General features: G+C 71.6%; 16 protein-coding genes. 9 read left to right on the top strand and 7 right to left on the bottom strand.

Annotated elements, in window-relative coordinates:
• Window positions 1–13: 13 nt before the first annotated feature.
• Complete coding sequence (locus tag ACGFYV_RS25420) at window positions 14–712, bottom strand: O-methyltransferase (protein WP_393880818.1); 699 nt, start codon at window positions 710–712, stop codon at window positions 14–16.
• Window positions 713–946: 234 nt separating this feature from the next.
• Here ACGFYV_RS25420 and sigE point away from each other — a divergent pair, with 234 nt between their 5' ends.
• From sigE to ACGFYV_RS25395, 5 genes are all read left to right on the top strand, one after another.
• On the top strand, window positions 947–1,660 hold the full coding sequence (gene sigE, locus ACGFYV_RS25415) for an RNA polymerase sigma factor SigE (protein WP_393880753.1): 714 nt from the start codon (window positions 947–949) through the stop codon (window positions 1,658–1,660).
• Window positions 1,657–2,709: an anti-sigma factor family protein gene (locus tag ACGFYV_RS25410; RefSeq protein WP_393880752.1), complete on the top strand. Its 1,053-nt coding sequence runs from the start codon at window positions 1,657–1,659 to the stop codon at window positions 2,707–2,709. The genes sigE and ACGFYV_RS25410 overlap by 4 nt, the downstream gene beginning before the upstream one ends.
• Before the next feature lie 132 nt (window positions 2,710–2,841).
• The gene (locus ACGFYV_RS25405) at window positions 2,842–4,404 is read left to right on the top strand and encodes a trypsin-like peptidase domain-containing protein (RefSeq protein WP_393880751.1); all 1,563 of its coding nucleotides are present in this window, start codon (window positions 2,842–2,844) and stop codon (window positions 4,402–4,404) included.
• A gap of 85 nt (window positions 4,405–4,489) precedes the next feature.
• Window positions 4,490–4,963 (top strand): sec-independent translocase, encoded by a 474-nt coding sequence (locus ACGFYV_RS25400; protein WP_393880750.1) that lies wholly within the window; start codon window positions 4,490–4,492, stop codon window positions 4,961–4,963.
• 267 nt (window positions 4,964–5,230) lie between these two features.
• Window positions 5,231–5,902, top strand: coding sequence for a hypothetical protein (locus tag ACGFYV_RS25395; protein WP_393880749.1), 672 nt, complete (start codon window positions 5,231–5,233; stop codon window positions 5,900–5,902).
• Between the two features lie 134 nt (window positions 5,903–6,036).
• Here the strand turns inward: ACGFYV_RS25395 and ACGFYV_RS25390 are convergent, their stop codons facing one another.
• From ACGFYV_RS25390 to ACGFYV_RS25380, 3 genes are read right to left on the bottom strand one after another with little or no spacing between them, the layout of a single operon-like run.
• On the bottom strand, window positions 6,037–7,170 hold the full coding sequence (locus ACGFYV_RS25390; RefSeq protein ID WP_393880748.1) for an Mrp/NBP35 family ATP-binding protein: 1,134 nt from the start codon (window positions 7,168–7,170) through the stop codon (window positions 6,037–6,039).
• A 43-nt stretch (window positions 7,171–7,213) separates the two neighbouring features.
• A complete protein-coding gene (locus ACGFYV_RS25385; RefSeq protein WP_393880747.1) occupies window positions 7,214–7,810 on the bottom strand; it encodes a DUF1003 domain-containing protein in 597 nt (198 codons plus the stop codon).
• Window positions 7,800–9,092 (bottom strand): magnesium transporter MgtE N-terminal domain-containing protein, encoded by a 1,293-nt coding sequence (locus tag ACGFYV_RS25380; RefSeq protein WP_393880746.1) that lies wholly within the window; start codon window positions 9,090–9,092, stop codon window positions 7,800–7,802. The genes ACGFYV_RS25385 and ACGFYV_RS25380 overlap by 11 nt, the downstream gene beginning before the upstream one ends.
• A gap of 199 nt (window positions 9,093–9,291) precedes the next feature.
• Here ACGFYV_RS25380 and ACGFYV_RS25375 point away from each other — a divergent pair, with 199 nt between their 5' ends.
• Window positions 9,292–10,029, top strand: coding sequence for a hypothetical protein (locus tag ACGFYV_RS25375; RefSeq protein WP_393880745.1), 738 nt, complete (start codon window positions 9,292–9,294; stop codon window positions 10,027–10,029).
• A gap of 830 nt (window positions 10,030–10,859) precedes the next feature.
• On the opposite strand, the gene ACGFYV_RS25370 is transcribed toward ACGFYV_RS25375, so the two are convergent.
• Both ACGFYV_RS25370 and ACGFYV_RS25365 read right to left on the bottom strand, forming a co-directional pair.
• A complete protein-coding gene (locus tag ACGFYV_RS25370) occupies window positions 10,860–11,399 on the bottom strand; it encodes a hypothetical protein (protein ID WP_393880744.1) in 540 nt (179 codons plus the stop codon).
• Between the two features lie 104 nt (window positions 11,400–11,503).
• The gene (locus ACGFYV_RS25365) at window positions 11,504–12,628 is read right to left on the bottom strand and encodes a magnesium and cobalt transport protein CorA (protein ID WP_393880743.1); all 1,125 of its coding nucleotides are present in this window, start codon (window positions 12,626–12,628) and stop codon (window positions 11,504–11,506) included.
• A 475-nt stretch (window positions 12,629–13,103) separates the two neighbouring features.
• Here ACGFYV_RS25365 and ACGFYV_RS25360 point away from each other — a divergent pair, with 475 nt between their 5' ends.
• Window positions 13,104–13,688 (top strand): suppressor of fused domain protein, encoded by a 585-nt coding sequence (locus tag ACGFYV_RS25360; RefSeq protein ID WP_393880742.1) that lies wholly within the window; start codon window positions 13,104–13,106, stop codon window positions 13,686–13,688.
• 115 nt (window positions 13,689–13,803) lie between these two features.
• On the opposite strand, the gene ACGFYV_RS25355 is transcribed toward ACGFYV_RS25360, so the two are convergent.
• Window positions 13,804–15,063: an MFS transporter gene (locus ACGFYV_RS25355; protein WP_393880741.1), complete on the bottom strand. Its 1,260-nt coding sequence runs from the start codon at window positions 15,061–15,063 to the stop codon at window positions 13,804–13,806.
• A gap of 169 nt (window positions 15,064–15,232) precedes the next feature.
• Between ACGFYV_RS25355 and ACGFYV_RS25350 the strand changes: the two genes are divergently transcribed.
• Window positions 15,233–15,874 (top strand): DUF6758 family protein, encoded by a 642-nt coding sequence (locus ACGFYV_RS25350; RefSeq protein WP_393880740.1) that lies wholly within the window; start codon window positions 15,233–15,235, stop codon window positions 15,872–15,874.
• Between the two features lie 239 nt (window positions 15,875–16,113).
• Complete coding sequence (locus tag ACGFYV_RS25345; protein ID WP_393880739.1) at window positions 16,114–16,971, top strand: PHP domain-containing protein; 858 nt, start codon at window positions 16,114–16,116, stop codon at window positions 16,969–16,971.
• Window positions 16,972–17,089 lie beyond the last annotated feature (118 nt).

Raw genomic sequence — 17,089 nt, 5'->3', positions numbered from 1 at the left:
ATGCCCGCACCGGTCAGCGTTTGACCACGCACAGCAGGCCGTCGCCCACCGGCAGCAGTGACGTCACCAGCTCCTGGCTCTCGCGTACCGTGCGCAGCAGCTCGCGCAGCCGCAGCACCTCGGTCGGCTGTGGCCCCGAATCGACCGTGCGGCCGTTCGCGAAGACACCCTCGAAGACCACCAGGCCGCCGGGACGCAGCAGCCGCAACGATTCAGCGAGATAGTCCGAATACTCCTGCCGGTCCCCGTCGCAGAACACGAGGTCGTAGCCGGCGTCCGCGAGCCGGGGCAGCACGTCGAGCGCGCGGCCCGGGATGAACCGGGCCCGGTTGCTGGCGAAGCCGGAGGCGCGGAAGGCCTGCCGGGCGAACTGCTGGTGCTCGGGCTCCGGATCGACCGTGGTGAGCACCCCGTCCGGGCGCATCCCGTGCAGAAGATGGATGCCGGACACCCCGCACCCGGTGCCGATCTCCGCGACCGCCTTCGCGTCCACCGAGGCGGCGAGCAGTCGCAGCGCGGCGCCCGTGCTGGGCGCCACCGAGCGCAGCCCTGCGTCGCGGGCCCGGTCCCTGGCCCAGTGCAGTGCTTCGTCCTCGGCGACAAAGGCGTCGGCGAACGCCCAGCTCGTCTGCCGGTTGCCGCTAATGACCCTCTCCTGTCCCCGTGGTTGCCTCGGCGTGACTGTATCCGTTGGGGCCGGGAACCCGCAGATGGGACTGTGCGTTTATGGGGTTGAGACGGTGGCCGGGGACACGACGGGGGGTAAGAGGTGGATCAGGACGCCGACCACATGCTGACGCAGCCGCATGAGCCGTATCAGCACGCATCAAATTCTCGTAAAACCGCTTATCCGGAGCTAACGGGCGAGGTGGCTATGGTAGGGGCTCCACTGGACACCACCAGAGCCGACAGGGGAGGTGCGGCCGCGCCCGAGGACCGGGGAGGAGTGCTGAGGCGCTTCCTCGGGGCCGGGAGCAGGCCGAAATCCGTGACCGACACCGCTGCTGACAGCCACGCCACCGGTTTCGCCGCAGGCGACACCCAGACCGCGACCTTCGCCACCGACGCGGACGGGCAGGCATGGACTCCGCCCACCTGGGAGGAGATCGTCAGCACCCACAGCGGCCGTGTCTACCGGCTCGCCTACCGCCTCACGGGCAACCAGCACGACGCCGAGGACCTCACCCAGGAGGTCTTCGTCCGCGTCTTCCGCTCCCTGTCCACGTACTCCCCGGGCACCTTCGAGGGCTGGCTGCACCGCATCACCACGAACCTCTTCCTGGACATGGTCCGGCGCAAGCAGCGCATCCGCTTCGACGCCCTCGGCGACGACGCGGCCGAGCGCCTGCCCAGCCGCGAGCCCACCCCGCAGCAGGCCTTCAACGACGCGCACTTCGACGCGGACGTCCAGCAGGCCCTCGACACCCTCGCGCCCGAGTTCCGCGCCGCCGTCGTCCTGTGCGACATCGAAGGACTGTCGTACGAGGAGATCGCCGCGACCCTCGGCGTGAAGCTCGGCACGGTCCGTTCCCGTATCCACCGTGGTCGCTCCCAGCTCCGCAAGGCCCTCGCCCACCGGTCGCCGCAGGCGCGCAAGGCCGAGCGGCGCTCCTTCGTGGCCCGCGTCCCCGCTCTGGGAGGAGGGGGCGCGACCGCGTGAGTGGATCCCGACCGAAACCCGCTCCGGCGCACTTCGCCGAGCAGCACCTGGGAGACCGGCTCTCCGCCCTCGTGGACGGAGAGCTCGGCCATGAGTCCCGCGACCGTGTCCTCGCCCACCTGGCCACCTGCGCCCGGTGCAAGGCGGAGGCGGACGCGCAGCGGCGACTGAAGAACGTGTTCGCGGAGGCGGCCCCGCCGCCGCCCTCCGAGAGCTTCCTCGCGCGCCTCCAGGGCCTTCCCGCGGGCGGTGACGCCGACGGTGACGGCACGCAGGCACCCGGGGGCGGAGCCCTCGGAAGCGGCGCCGACGACAGCGTCTTCGGCATGCGGCGCGGCGAGCGCTTCGAGTTCGGGTACGTCCCGGCCGCCGCCGTCCATCCCGCCGTCCATCCCGCCGTGCCCGCGCGTTCCGCCGTGCCCGCGGACCGGGGCTTCCGCATCCACCCCGTCGGCCGTCCGGACGCCGACCGCTTCGCCTCGCGCGGCCTGCGGTTCGCGTTCGCCGCCGCCGGCGCGGTGTCGCTGGCCGCCGTCGCCCTCGGCGGAGTCAACAGCGCCGTCCCCACCGACGTCACCGCGGACGCCCGCGGCGGTTCCGGCACGGGCAGCAACGTGGCCCCGGCCCGTGCCACGGGCGCGGGCACGGGCTCGGCGGTGCCCGAGAGCCAGCGGCGCCGCACGATGAGCCCGCTGCTCGCCCAGGGCGGCAGCACGTTCGGCCAGGCCTCGCTGGTGCCGACCTCCGTGTCCGCGCCGCTGGTGCCGGGAGTGCAGGAGGCCGGCGTCGCGCAGGTCCGGGACGCCGTGAGCGGTCCGGCGACGCCCATGATGAGCGAGGCGACCGCGATCTCCCCGCTGATACGTCCGCCGGACCGGATCACCCCGTTCCTGCCGACCCCCTGGCCCGGCGCGTCCAGGGCCACCGGCTCCGGCCTGCTGTCCGCCCCTGCCCCCCTGCCTGTCGCCCTCCCCGACACCGGCTCCGCCCCCTCTTCCGTCCCTTCCTTTCCCGCCTCCGCCCACTTCTCCGCCGACCAGGCACCCTGACCGGCTCTGCGCCGCACTCCCCGAACCTGGTTGAATCCTGTGAGGCCGTGCCCGCGGGGTTGACCCGGGCACGGGATCGACGTTCCGCGGACACCGCCGAGACGCGCGGCCGCGGCCAGCCGTGGGGAGAGCATGAACGAGGGGAACCCGACGCACGCCGCGCACCCGTCGGACGGTGATCAGCCGACCGAGGGCGACTTCGAACTGGCCAGACCGGTGCCTGAGGTACCCGGGGTGCCTGGGGTGCCTGAGGCGAGGTCGGGGAGCGCGTCCGCCGGCGAGCGGACCAGGCCCCTGCACGACCCCGATCCCTACAGCACCCCGCCGTACGGCGAGCCGGGCCCCTGGGCCCCCGCACCCCCGGTCCAGCACCCGGCGGCGACACCGGCCCGGGGGACGGTCGTACCGCCTCAGGCCACGCCGCCCGCGCCCGCCGTGTCGGCGGGGTCGGCGTCGGAGAGCGGGGCCGAGCAGAGGTACGACCCCTGGGCCAAGGGGACGCCGTCGGAGCAGCGTGGTGGGCAGGGGCCGCTGCAGCAGAGCGGGGCCGCCGTGCTCACGGCCCAGCAGCGCAAGCGGCGTGCGTGGCGGCTGCTGTTCGGGTGGACCGTGCTGGTCACTGTCGTCGCGGGGGCGGCCGGCGGGTTCGTCGGCGCCTATGTGGAGCGGGAGGGGATCGGGGAGGTCCATCTGCCGCAGGCGGCCGGGGTGCCGGCCGGGCGGGCCCCGGGCAGCGTGGCCGGGATCGCGGCGCGTGCGCTGCCCAGCGTCGTCACCCTGCATGTCAGGGGAAGCGACGAGGCGGGCACCGGCACCGGCTTCGTGCTCGACGCGCACGGCCACATCCTCACCAACAACCACGTCGTGCAGCCCGCCGCGTCCGGCGGCGAGATCACGGTGACGTTCAGCAGCGGCGAGAGTGCCAAGGCGAAGGTCGTCGGCCGTGACACCGGGTATGACCTCGCCGTCGTCCAGGTCAGCGGCGTCCGCGGGCTCACCCCGCTGCCCCTCGGCAACTCCGACGACGTCCAGGTCGGCGACCCCGTCGTCGCCATCGGCGCCCCCTTCGACCTGGCCAACACCGTCACCTCAGGGATCATCAGCGCCAAGGAACGGCCCATCACGGCCGGCGGCGAGAAGGGCGACGGCAGCGACGTCAGCTACGTCGACGCGCTGCAGACCGACGCACCCATCAACCCGGGCAACTCGGGCGGCCCGCTCCTCGACGCCCACGCCCGGGTCATCGGCATCAACTCCGCCATCCGTTCGGCCGGCAGCGGCTCGGACCCGGGCCAGGACCAGGACCAGGGCCAGGCCGGTTCCATAGGCCTCGGCTTCGCCATCCCGGTCAACCAGGCCAAGCGCGTCGCCGAGGAACTGATCAACAAGGGGCACGCGACCCACCCCGTGATCGGCGTGACCCTCGACATGGGCTACACCGGCGACGGCGCCCGTATCGACACCAAGGGCGCGGGCGGCGGCCCCGCCGTCATCCGCGGCGGCCCCGGCGCACGGGCCGGCCTGCGCTCGGGCGACGTCATCACCGAGGTCGACGGGCAACGCGTCCACTCGGGCGAAGAACTGATCATCAAGATCCGCGCCCACCGGCCGGGCGACCGGCTGCGCCTCACCGTGGAACACGGGGGTACCGAACGTCAGGTTCCGCTCGAGCTGGGCGCCTCGGAGCAGAACTGACACAAGTCTCACCATGGGACGGTACCGGTCGGACAGGTCCGCCGGGTACCGTTGAGCGACCGAGGACATCGCAAGGAGCTTTCAGGTGTTCAATGACATAGGGCCGCTCGAGCTGGTGACGCTCATCGTCCTGGCCGTGCTCGTCTTCGGCCCGGACAAGCTCCCCAAGTTCATCCAGGACACGATGCGGACGATCCGGAAGATCCGGGAGTTCTCGGAGAGCGCCAAGCAGGACATCCGCAACGAGCTGGGTCCCGAGTTCAAGGACTTCGACTTCGAGGACCTCAACCCCAAGGCGTTCCTGCGCAAGCAGCTGGACAACGACGAGCTGGGGCTCAAGGAGATCCGCAACGGCTTCGACCTGAAGAAGGAGATGGCGGAGGTCACGGACGCGGTCAACGGCCGCGACACCGGCACCGCCGCCGCCTCCTCCTCGTCCTCCTCCGACACGTCTTCGGCGCCCTCTTCCCCGTCGTCCGGCGGGCGTATCGACATGACCAAGAAGCCCGAGGACCCGGGCAAGGACGAGCGTCCGCCCTTCGACTACGACGCCACGTAGCCGGTACGACGCCACGTAGCCGGCCCCGACACGCGGACCGCACGGCGCCAGACCCACGGGACGCGTGACGCGTCTCACAGCCCGCACCTGCGCGCGCACCTGCCGCTCATGCCGTGAACAGGCTCTTCGGGCGACCCACGCGGCGGGCGATTTCCCGGCTGTCTCCAGCTGTGTGGATATGCTGCCGAGTTGTTGTGCGGACCGGGCAGTACGCCCGAAGGGGGGCGGGCCACCCCGGTCCGACGAGAGCGAGGAGGCGTCCGGGCAATGGACACGACGAGTCGGGTGGGCGCACAGACGCCGGGCGCGGCGGGTGGAGCGCGGTTCGCGAGCGCCCGGCGCACGGTCGACGGCTACCTGCAGGCGCCCTTCCCCTGGTACGGCCTCGACGAGGCGTTCACGGGGCCGCGCTGGCTGATGCAGGTCGGCACGGCGGCGGACGGGGCCGTGGAGCACGGCTCGATCGGGCATGGCGACGAGCCCTCCGTGCGCAACGAGCACATGGCCGCGTCCTCGGAGGACGCGCGGGAGAAGTTCGCGGCGGTCGTCACCGTGCCGGCGAACCCGACCCGGCGCAGCGCCGACGGCACGGGGCTGCTGGAGGCGACGTCCGTGTCCTCGGCGGCGTGGCTGGCCGGCGTGGGGCTGCTGTCGTTCACCTGGCCCGGTCAGATGGACCACAGCCTGCGCGACGACTGGCTGGAGCAGCAGACCGAGACCGCGTGGGCCCTGGCCGACGATCTCGACGGATCCGAGTGGTCCAGGCTCTCGCTCCCGGTGGACGGCGTGGCCACGTCGTTCCACTACCGGGAGTCCGAGTTCGGGTGGGTGCTGGCCGGGGCCACCGAGGCGGGCGTGCACCTGGGGGCGTACGGGCGGGGCATGAGCGCGTACGGGCTCGGGTTCGCCGTGGTGAAGGACATCGCGGTGTACGCGTAGCCGGCGCCGCTCAGCACAGAACGCTCAGCACAGAAGGGGCGCGCCGGTGTTCCGGCGTGCCCCTTCGTCGCAAAGCCTCCAAGCCTCCCTCAGGGCGACTCGGAGCGACCGCTCCGCTGTTCGCCGGAAGTCCCTCAGAACTTGTTCTTCGGGGTGATCCCCAGCGACAGGCCCGACAGGCCACGCTGGCGGCCGCCCAGTTTGCCGGCGATGGCGCGCAGGGCGGAGCCGGCGGGGGAGTCGGGGTCGGACAGGACGACCGGCTTGCCCTCGTCGCCGCCCTCGCGCAGGCGGACGTCGATGGGGATGGAGCCGAGGACCGGGACCGTCGCACCCGTGGTGCGGGTGAGGCCGTCGGCGACCGTCTGGCCGCCGCCGGTGCCGAAGACGTCGACCATCTCGCCGCAGTGCGGGCAGGGCAGGCCGGACATGTTCTCGACCACGCCCACGATCTTCTGGTGCGTCTGGACCGCGATGGAACCGGCGCGCTCGGCGACCTCGGCCGCCGCCTGCTGCGGCGTGGTGACGACCAGGATCTCGGCGTTCGGGACCAGCTGGGCGACGGAGATGGCGATGTCGCCGGTGCCGGGCGGCAGGTCGAGGAGCAGGACGTCGAGGTCGCCCCAGTAGACGTCCGCGAGGAACTGCTGCAGGGCGCGGTGGAGCATCGGGCCGCGCCAGACGACCGGGGCGTTGCCCGGCGTGAACATGCCGATGGAGATGACCTTCACGCCGTTGGCGGAGGGCGGCATGATCATGTTCTCGACCTGGGTGGGACGGCCGTCCGCGCCGAGCATGCGCGGCACGCTGTGGCCGTAGATGTCGGCGTCCACGACACCGACCTTCAGACCGTCGGCGGCCATCGCGGCGGCCAGGTTCACCGTCACCGAGGACTTGCCGACGCCGCCCTTGCCGGAGGCGACCGCGTAGACGCGGGTGAGGCTGCCCGGCTTGGCGAAGGGGACCTCGCGCTCGGTCTGGCCTCCGCGCAGGGCGTTCGCCAGCTCCTTGCGCTGCTCGTCGCTCATCACGTCCAGCGTGACGTCGACACGGGTGACGCCCTCGACCCGGGAGACCGCGTCGGTCACGCGCTGCGTGATGGTGTCGCGCATGGGACAGCCGGAGACGGTCAGGTACACGGTCACCGCGACCGATCCGTCCGCGCCGATCTCCACCGATTTGACCATCCCCAGTTCGGTGATGGGTCGGTTGATCTCGGGGTCGTTCACCGTCGCCAGTGCCTCGCGCACCGCGTCTTCCGTAGCCATAAGGACGATGGTACGGCGCGCCGCGGTGCCCGAGGGATGCCCCTCAGCGGTCTTCTACGTCACGTCCGGGCGACCGTTCTGCCGGGAATACCACGTGCTCGTGGTGGCCGTCGTGCCGGTCCTCCAGATCCTTCATCGCGTCCTGCAGCTCGGAGCGGATCCAGTCACGGGTGGCGACCTCGCCCAAGCCCATGCGCAGCGCGGCGATCTCCCGGGTCAGGTACTCGGTGTCGGCGATGGACCGCTCGTTCTGCTTGCGGTCCTGCTCCAGATTGACGCGGTCGCGGTCGTCCTGCCTGTTCTGCGCGAGCAGGATCAGCGGGGCCGCGTAGGAGGCCTGGAGCGACAGCATCAGGGTCAGGAAGATGAACGGGTACTGGTCGAAGCGCAGGCCCGCGGGGGCGGCGACGTTCCAGAGCACCCACAGGATGATGACGACCGTCATCCAGACCAGGAAGCGGCCCGTGCCCAGGAAGCGGGCGATCTTCTCCGACAGCCGGCCGAAGGCCTCCGGGTCCCACTCGGGCAGGTACCGGGGCCGGCGCGGGCGCGGCTGGTCCAGCCGTGGCGTGCGGTGCCGCGTGGCGGCGGTGGCGCCCGTCGGCACGCGCTCCCGGTTGCCCTCGCGCTCAGGAACCATCGACGCTCACCCCCTCGCCGTCCTCCAGATGGAACTCCGTCTCCCGCCAGTCGTCGGGCAGCATGTGGTCCAGGACGTCGTCGACGGTCACCGCGCCCAGCAGCGAGCCGGACTCGTCGACCACGGGCGCGGCGACCATGTCGTACGTGGCGAAGAACCCGGCGATCACCGGAAGGGTGGCGTCCGGCTCCAGGGGGGTCAGATCGTCCTCGCCGACCAGCGAGCTGACCAGGGTGTACGGGGGGTCGCGCAGCAGCCGCTGGAAGTGGACGGTGCCCAGGTACTTGCCGGTCGGCGTCTCGTCCGGCGGGCGGCAGACGTAGACCTGGGCGGCGAGCGCGGGGGACAGGTCGGCGTTGCGGACCCGGGCCAGCGCGTCGGCGATGGTGGCGTCCGGGCGCAGCACGATCGGCTCGGTGGTCATCAGACCGCCCGCGGTGTGCTCCTCGTACGACATCAGGCGCCGCATCTCGGCCGCGTCGGCGGGCTGCATCAGGCTCAGCAGCCGCTCCTTGTCCTCCTCGGGCAGCTCGGAGAGCAGGTCGGCCGCGTCGTCCGGGTCCATGGCCTCCAGGACGTCGGCGGCGCGCTCCTCCTGCAGCTTGCCGAGGATCTCGATCTGGTCGTCCTCGGGCAGCTCCTCCAGGACGTCCGCGAGGCGGTCGTCGTCCAGGGCGGCGGCGACCTCGGCGCGGCGCTTGGCGGAGAGGTGGTGCAGGACGTTGGCGAGGTCGGCGGCGCGCAGCTGCTCGAAGGTGGCGAGCAGGCTCTCGGCGCCCTGGCCGTGCTCCTCCAAAGAGAACCCGGTGACCGCCGACCACTCGACGGTCAGCGTCTCGCCCCTGGCCCGCCGGAAGGCGCCGCCCTTCCTCCCCTTGCGGACGAAGACCCGGTCGATCTCCCAGTCCCGGCGGGCGGGCAGCTGCTGCACGGACAGGTCGAGGACGGTGACCTCCTCGTCCGTCTCCACCAGCTTCACGCGCCGGTCCAGCAGCTCGCCGAAGACGAGGCGCTCGGTGGGGCGCTGTTCGAAGCGGCGCACGTTGACGACGCCGGTGGAGATGACCTGGCCCGAGTCGACGCCGGTCACCCGGGTCATGGGCAGGAAGATACGGCGCCGGGTGGACAGTTCGACGACCAGCCCGAGCACGCGCGGGGGCCTGCGGCCGACGCGGAGCATGACGACGACGTCGCGCACGCGACCCACCTGGTCGCCGGTCGGATCGAAGACGGGGACCCCGGCGAGGTGCGAGACGAAGATCCGGGGGGCGCCGGCTGCCATGACTGTGCTTCCTTTGCGTGGAGATGCGTATTTACTGTGCCGATTGCTGGGAATTGCCCTCTCACGTGCGAATCAGGCTAGCCCGTACTGATCGGATACGCCCTGGTGAGCGGTCCGGACGGACTGCCTCCGCCGGGCGTGCGCCGTCCCGGTACGCTGCCGTACGCCGCTCAGGAGCCGTCAGAAAGGCAACCCACCCGTGACTGCGATTCCCCAGGGCCGAACCCGCCGGACCGCGTGGGTGGCCGCGACGTGCGCGCTGGCCGTGACGGGGACGGTGGCGCTGACGGGATGCGGCGGGGACGACCCCGACGCCGGGACGAACGGGGTGGGCAAGCTGCCCGCCGACAAGATCCAGGCGAAGACCCGGGCGGCGGCGGACGCGGCGCCCGCGGTACGGCTGTCCGGGACCGTGGTGACGAGCGGGACGACGTACACGCTGGACATGCGGCTGAAGGCCGACGGCGGGACGGGCTCGGTCACGTCCAAGGGCGGGACCTTCCGGCTGCTGCGGGTCGGCAAGCAGCTGTTCCTGAAGGCCGACGCGGACTTCTGGAGCCAGGGACAGGACAGCTCGGCGGGCGGCAAGCTCGACGGCAAGTACGTGAAGGTGCCGCAAGGGGACCCGGCCTACAAGAAGTTCAGCGGCTTCACGGACAAGGACGTCCTCCTGTCCGGCCTGCTGACCCTGCACGGCAAACTCGCGACCGACGGCCACCACAGCCAGTCCGGCGTCCGCACGATCCGCGTCACCGGCGACAACGGCTCCGGCGGCACCCTCGACGTCTCCCTGGAGGGCAAGCCGTACCCCCTGCGCCTGGTCCGCGCGGGAAGCGCCGGCACGCTGTCCTTCTCCGACTGGTCCAAGAACTTCCCCCTCACCGAACCACCAAAATCCGACACCGTCGACTACGGCCAACAACTCCCAACCTCATAACGCCGGGAACGCCCCCTGTCCAGCCGCAGTCCGGCTCCGCCGAGCATCACCGTTGCGGCTGGTTGCTGTGGGGGGCGGGGTGGAGGGGGGTGCCGGTTCGGCACTGCGGGCCCTGCCGTGGGGGTGCCGGTTTGGCTCCGCGGGCCACTGCCGTGGGGGTTTCCGGTTCGGCTCCGCCGAGCATCGCTGCCGTGGCTGGTTGCTGTCGGGGTGGGATGGAGGGGCTGTTGGTTCGGCCACCGCGGACCACCGCCGTCGTGACCGGTCGCCGTCGCGGCGGGGCGTCGGGGCCGGGTAGGCGTGGGGGTGGGGCGTCTGAGCCAGGTGGGTGTGAGGGCGCTAGGTGTTGTTGCCGGGCGTCCCGGACCGCGGCGTCCTGGCCCGCGCGGCCGTGAGATCCCGCTCGCTCATGTCCGCCGCAGCGGCGCTCAACCACGACGTACGTCTCCGGCGGTGCCGAGCCGTCCCCGCCCCCGCGCAGCGCCCCAGCGAGCATCGCTCATGCTCGCCGCGACCTCGCTCGCTCATGTCCGCCGCAGCGGCGCTCAGCCACGACGTACGTCTCCGGCGGTGCCGAGCCGTTCCCGCCCCCGCGCAGCGCCCCAGCGAGCATCGCTCATGCTCGCCGCGACCTCGCTCGCTCATGTCCGCCGCAGCGGCGCTCAACCACGACGTACGTCTCCGGCGGTGCCGAGCCGTTCCCGGCCCCGCGCAGCGCTCCAGCGGGCATCGCTCATCTCGGCCGCAGCGGCGCTCAGCCACGACGTACGTGTCCGGCGATGGCGAGGCGAGCCGCCCCCGTCCCGGCTCCGCGCAGCCCCGCACCGCGCTTACTTCTTCTTGCGGCGGCGGGTCAGGAGGCGGGGCAGGGCCGCGGGGACGGGTTTGCGGGTGGTGGCGGGGGTGGGGACGGGGCGCTGCGCCAGGCTGCCGGTGGGCAGCGGCGCCACGGACCCCGTCGGCACCAGGCGGAGCACCCTGCACTCGCGGGCCCAGCGCGCCGGCATCTCCTCGCTGTCGGGGGCGTTGAGCCGCTTGCCCTTCAGCTCGGCGACCGCCGCTTCCCACTCGGGGGAGCCCGGGGCCGGCTCGGAGACGGTGGCCTGCCAGGAGACCAGGCGGCCACCCTTGTCCTTGCCGCGCACGGTCACCTCGGCGAAGCCGCCCGCGGTGAGGCCGGGCAGGGGCTGCTCATCTGGACCGTCGCCGACCAGGCACACCGCGCCCTCGTGCCACACATGCCACACATGCCACAGCGCACGCGCCGCAGGCGCCTCGGCACCCCTCACCCAGACGAGGCCGGACTTCTTCGTGGCCTCCTCGATGAGAGCCAGGTCGAGAAGGGCCTGGTCGAGCAGCTCGCTTGTCATACGCCCAGCCTATCCAGCCATCCAGCTACCCGGCCGTCCAGCCACCTGGCTACCCATCTGTCCAGCCACCCATCTGTCCAGCCCGGCACCGGCCCGGCAACCCCTCACAGCCAGCCGTTGCGCTTCAGCGTGCGGTGGATGCCGAGGCACAGCGCGAACGTGACCCCCATGATCACCGGGTAGCCGTACCGCCAGTGCAGCTCGGGCATGTGCTTGAAGTTCATGCCGTACACACCGCACACCATCGTCGGCACGGCGATGATCGCCGCCCACGCGGTGATCTTGCGCATGTCCTCGTTCTGCGCGACCGACGCCTGCGCCAGGTTGGCCTGGAGGATGGAGTTCAGCAGTTCGTCGAACCCCATCACCTGCTCGTGCACCCGGGCCACATGGTCGGCGACGTCCCGGAAGTACTTCTGGATGTCCGGGTCGATCAGCCGCATCGGCCGCTCGCTCAGCAGCTCCATCGGCCGCAGCAGCGGTGCCACCGCCCGCTTGAACTCCAGCACCTCACGCTTGAGCTGGTAGATCCGGGCGGAGTCCACACCACGCGACACCCCGCCCCTGCGCCCCGGCGAGAAGACCTCGGTCTCCACCTCGTCGATGTCGTCCTGCACCGCGTCCGCGACCGCGAGGTAGCCGTCCACGACATGGTCGGCGATGGCGTGCAGCACCGCCGAGGGCCCCTTGGCGAGCAACTCCGGGTCGTCCTGCAGCCGGTGACGCAGCGCCCGCAGCGACCCCTGCCCGCCGTGCCGCACGGTGATGAAGAAGTCCCGGCCGGTGAAGCACATCACCTCGCCGGCCTCCACCACCTCGCTGGTGGCGGTCAGTTCGTCGTGCTCGACGTAGTGGATCGTCTTGAACACGGTGAACAGCGAGTCGTCGTACCGCTCCAGCTTCGGCCGCTGGTGCGCCTGCACCGCGTCCTCGACGGCCAGCGGGTGCAGCCCGAACTCGCTCGCGATACCGGCGAACTCCGCCTCGGTCGGCTCGTGCAGACCGATCCACACGAACCCGCCGTCCCGGCGCACCTGCCGCATCGCCTCCTGCGGCGTCAGCGCCCCGTCGCTCTCCACGCGCGCGCCGTGGCGGTAGACGGCGCAGTCGACGACGGCCGAGGGCGTCGCGGGGTCGCGGGTGGTGTCGTACGACGCGTTCGTCTCCTTGCGCAGGGACGGACGGGCCGACGGGCGGACCACGGCGCGCAGGTCGCGGATCATCGACATGGGCAGGCTCCTTCGCGGGCGGGCGGCGACGCGGGGCCGGCGACGGTTGGAACTGCCCGGAATGGGGACGTCCTGTGCACGGATGTTTGGCACGTCCACAAAGCGGGGAGCACCGCACCGTCGCGGTGGCGACTTCGCCGCTGATACAGAACTGACGGAGATCAGACAGATCAGACAGATCACAGATCAGGCAAAGCGAAACGAAGTGCTCTTCCGAACGATGACGCGAACGTGAAGGCGGCAGCCGGCCAGGAACTACATCAGCGGCGGGAAGAGCGAGTGGTACTACCAGGTCGACTTCGATCCATGACAGCCCCACCTCCTCCGGCCGGTCCCTCGTAAGGGAGTCTCATCGGCGTCGGGACTTGATAGCGACGCTTCTGCGTGCTGCCCCGAACCACCGGCTCAGCGTAGCAGTCGCCCATGGTGTCAAGGTGCCGCTTTGCCTGTCGCTGACGAGTTCTATGCTCACCGCATGGTTGATGTTCTTCCTCTGGTCGAGGCGCGGTTGAGTACCGCGCTGGGCGAGCCGGACGCGCGCGCCGCGGTCACCTTCCTCGGCACGGACCGCATCGAGGTGCTCCGGTTCCACGAGGAGGGCGTGGTCCGCTACGCCACGCTCGGCATGTCCGCGCAGCCCATGGCGGACCCCACCGCGATGCTCGCCGACCCCGTCAAGGGCCCCCGCGCCGAACTCGTCCTGTCCGTCCGCGCGGGCCTCGCCGACACCGACAAGGCGCTCCGCGCGCTCGCCGTGCTCGCCGCGTCCCCGCAGGTGGAGGGGGTGGTCGTGGTCCCCGGCGCCTCCCTGGACGTAGGCGGCCCGCTGTGGCCGGGCGCCCCCTTCACCTCGGTCCTGGTCGGCGAGCCTGGCGGGCTCGTGGAGGACCTCGAACTCGACGCCCCGATGGACCCCGTACGGTTCCTGCCGCTGCTGCCGATGACCCCGAACGAGGCCGCCTGGAAGCGGGTGCACGGCGCGCAGGCCCTCCAGGAGCGCTGGCTCACGAACGGGACGGACCTGAGGGACCCCGCCCGTACGTCCGTCCCGCTCGACTGAATCCGCACGCGACCCGCACGTGACCGATCTCACCAACGCGACGGTGAAATCGGCCAGTTGACGCGGACCCGGTCGACACGGGCTCAGCGAGTGCAAAGGCTCGGTGGGCACGGTCTCAGTTGGCGAAGACCGTGACACCGTCCTCGGTGGCGTGCGCCGTCTCCAGTTCCCCGGCCATGGGGGTCCCCCCGCTCGAGCGAAGCCGAGAGTGGGGGAGCGTGAGCGCCTCGCGCCGTACGACGACCACCACCGCGCCCAGCACCGCCGTGACCGCGGCGACCACGAACGGGACGTGGATGTCGGTCCACTCCTCGATTTTGGGCGCGAAGTAGGGCGCCGCCGCAGCCGCGAACCAGCGCACGAAGTTGTAGCCCGCGCTCGCCACCGGACGCGGAGCGTCCGACACGCCGAGGGCCAGCTCGGTGTAGACGGTGTTGTTCACGCCGATGAACGCGCCGGACAGGATCGTGCAGACGACGGCCGTGGTGTGGTCGCCGTAGCCGAGCACGAGGACGTCCGCGGCGAGCAGGACCAGGGAGCCGCCGAGCACCTTCAGAGAGCCGAACCGCTCCTGCATGCGCGGGGCCACGATCACCGAGAAGACGGCGAGCAGCACACCCCAGGCGAAGAACACCGCGCCCGAGCGGTACGGGGTCATGTTCAGCACGAACGGCGTGAAGGCCAGCACGGTGAAGAACGTGTAGTTGTAGAAGAACGCCGAGACCGCCGCCGAGGCGAGGCCGCCGTGCCCGAGCGCCTTGATCGGATCCAGGACCGAGGTCTTGCGGGCCGGCTTCGGCTGCTCCTTCAGGAACGCCGTGATGCACAGGAAGCCGATCGCCATCAGCGTGGCCGTGCCGAAGAACGGGCAGCGCCAGCTGATGTTGCCGAGGACCGCGCCGAGCAGCGGGCCGCAGGCCATGCCGAGGCCGAGCGCGGACTCGTACAGCAGGATCGCCGCCGCGCTGCCGCCGGCCGCCGCGCCCGCGATGACCGCGAGGGCGGTGGACACGAACAGGGCGTTGCCGAGCCCCCAGCCGGCCCGGAACCCGACGAGCTGACCGACCGTGTCCGACGTCCCGGCGAGGCCCGCGAAGACGATCACGAAGGCGAGACCGGCGAGCAGGGTCTTGCGCCCGCCGATACGGCTGGAGACGAAGCCGGTGAGCAGCATCGCGATCGCGGTGATCAGGAAGTACGAGGTGAAGAGCAGGGACACCTGGCCGGGCGTGGCGTCGAGGCCCTGTGCGATGGACGGCAGGATCGGGTCGACCAGGCCGATGCCCATGAAGGCCACGACGGAGGCGCCTGCCGTGGCCCGGACCGCCTTGGGCTGTCGCAGGAGGCTGCCGGCTCCCGCGTCGAAGGCGTCCATGTACGTCTCCCGTCTCTCGAAAGATAGTTGGTGTAAGCACATAGTAAGTTAGATCGGCTAAATAATGTAACATACATCTAATTTTGGCCGGTGGGGGCGATCGCGCCGGGGAGCCCGGACGGGTGATCGTCCTTGACGTGGCGGGGAAGGGGTAGGACCGTGGAGCCCTATGAGGGGCGAACCCAGTTGCCCGAGGTGTGGTGGCCGGGTCAGGGCTCCCGGACTCTTCGCCGACTCGTGGCAGTGCGATGTCCACGGGACGGTGTATCCGCTGCAGCCCGTGATCCCGCCCAGCGTCGAGGCCCTGACCGTCGTGGTGCAGCGCACGCAGGTTCCGCTGTGGATGCCGTGGCCGCTGCCGGTCGGATGGCTGTTCACCGGTGTGGGCTACGCGGGCGACGAGCGCAGTGGCGGACGCGCGACGGCCGTGGCCTGCTCGGGTCCCGGACCGCTCGGCGGCCCCGGTGAGCTGATCCTCGTCGCCGAGGAACTGGGCGTCGGACTCGGCGCGCGGTACGCGGGACTCGACGGCCCGGACCCCGGGCCCTATCTGAACGTGGAGAAGCCGCCCCAGGCGAAGGTCCTGGCCGCCGGTCGTCCCACCCCGCTCTGGCACGTCTCCGGGGCCCCGGACGACCGTGCCGTGTTCGCCGGTGAGGCACTGGGCATGTGGCTGTGGGCCGTGATGTGGCCCGAGCAGTCCGGGCTGCTCATGTACGACGAACTGGTCCTGACGGATCTGCGGGACGCCGGGGCCGAACTGGATCTGGTGCCGTGCGGGGCGCTGTCGCCGCGCCTGCTCAAGCCGTAGCGCCCGCGTGGGGGTCGGGGCGTGGCGCCCGGTGGGGTGGGGGCTTCTGCCGGGTGGCGGCTGCGGGTGTGGGGTGGCTGGTCGCGCAGTTCCTCGCGCCCCTTGGGGCGCTTGTCTCCTCAGGGGGTGCTTGTAGGGAGTGCCTGTAGGGGGCGCTCGGTGGTTGCGGGTGTGACAGGGGGCTTGAAAATACGGCTATTCTTGGGTGTCCCCCTCCGTCCGTCCCGCCTGGAGCAACCGTGCGCATCGATCTGCACTGCCACTCCACGGCCTCCGACGGTACGGACACCCCGGCCGAGCTGGTGCGCGATGCCGCCGCGGCCGGCCTGGACGTCGTCGCCCTGACCGATCACGACACCACGCGCGGGTACGCCGAGGCGACCGCCGCGCTGCCCGAGGGGCTCACGCTGGTCACCGGTGCCGAGCTGTCGTGCCGCATCGACGGCGTCTCCATGCACATGCTGGCCTACCTCTTCGACCCCGAGGAGCCCGCGCTGCTCGCCGAACGTGAGCTGGTGCGCGACGACCGGGTGCCGCGGGCCCAGGGCATGGTCGCCAAGCTGAACGCGCTCGGCGTGCCGGTCACCTGGGAGCAGGTCGAGCGGATCGCCGCCGGCGGCTCCGTCGGGCGGCCGCACGTCGCTTCCGCGCTCGTCGAGCTGGGCGTGGTGCCCACGGTGAGCGACGCCTTCACGGAGGAGTGGCTGGCCGACGGCGGCCGGGCCTACGTGGAGAAGCACGAGAGCGACCCCTTCGAGGCGATTCGGCTGGTCAAGAGCGCGGGCGGTGTGACCGTCTTCGCGCACCCGGCCGCCGCCAAGCGCGGTCGTACGGTCCCGGAGTCCGCGATCGCCGAGATGGCCGCGGCCGGTCTGGACGGCATCGAGGTCGACCACATGGACCACGACACCGACTCCCGGGAGCGCCTGCGCGGCCTCGCGAAGGAGCTGGGCCTGCTGGTCACCGGGTCCTCGGACTACCACGGCAGCCGCAAGAGCGTGGCGCTCGGCGAGTACACGACGGACCCCGAGGTGTACGGGGAGATCATCCGACGGGCGACCGGCGCGTTCCCGGTCCCGGGTGCCGGCGGGGTCTGACCTTCCCCCGTCACCGGCCCGACCCGTCTCCCCCCTCACTCTTCCCCGTCACCCGGCGCAGTCCGCCGTGCCCGTGCGTTCCGCGCTGTGGAACGCACGCCCGCGGCTGCGCTCCGCT

Source organism: Streptomyces sp. NPDC048297 (assembly GCF_043201585.1).
Taxonomy (GTDB): domain Bacteria; phylum Actinomycetota; class Actinomycetes; order Streptomycetales; family Streptomycetaceae; genus Streptomyces.
The sequence above is the reverse complement of the archived record's forward strand: the minus strand, read 5'-3'. Positions and strand labels throughout refer to the sequence as shown.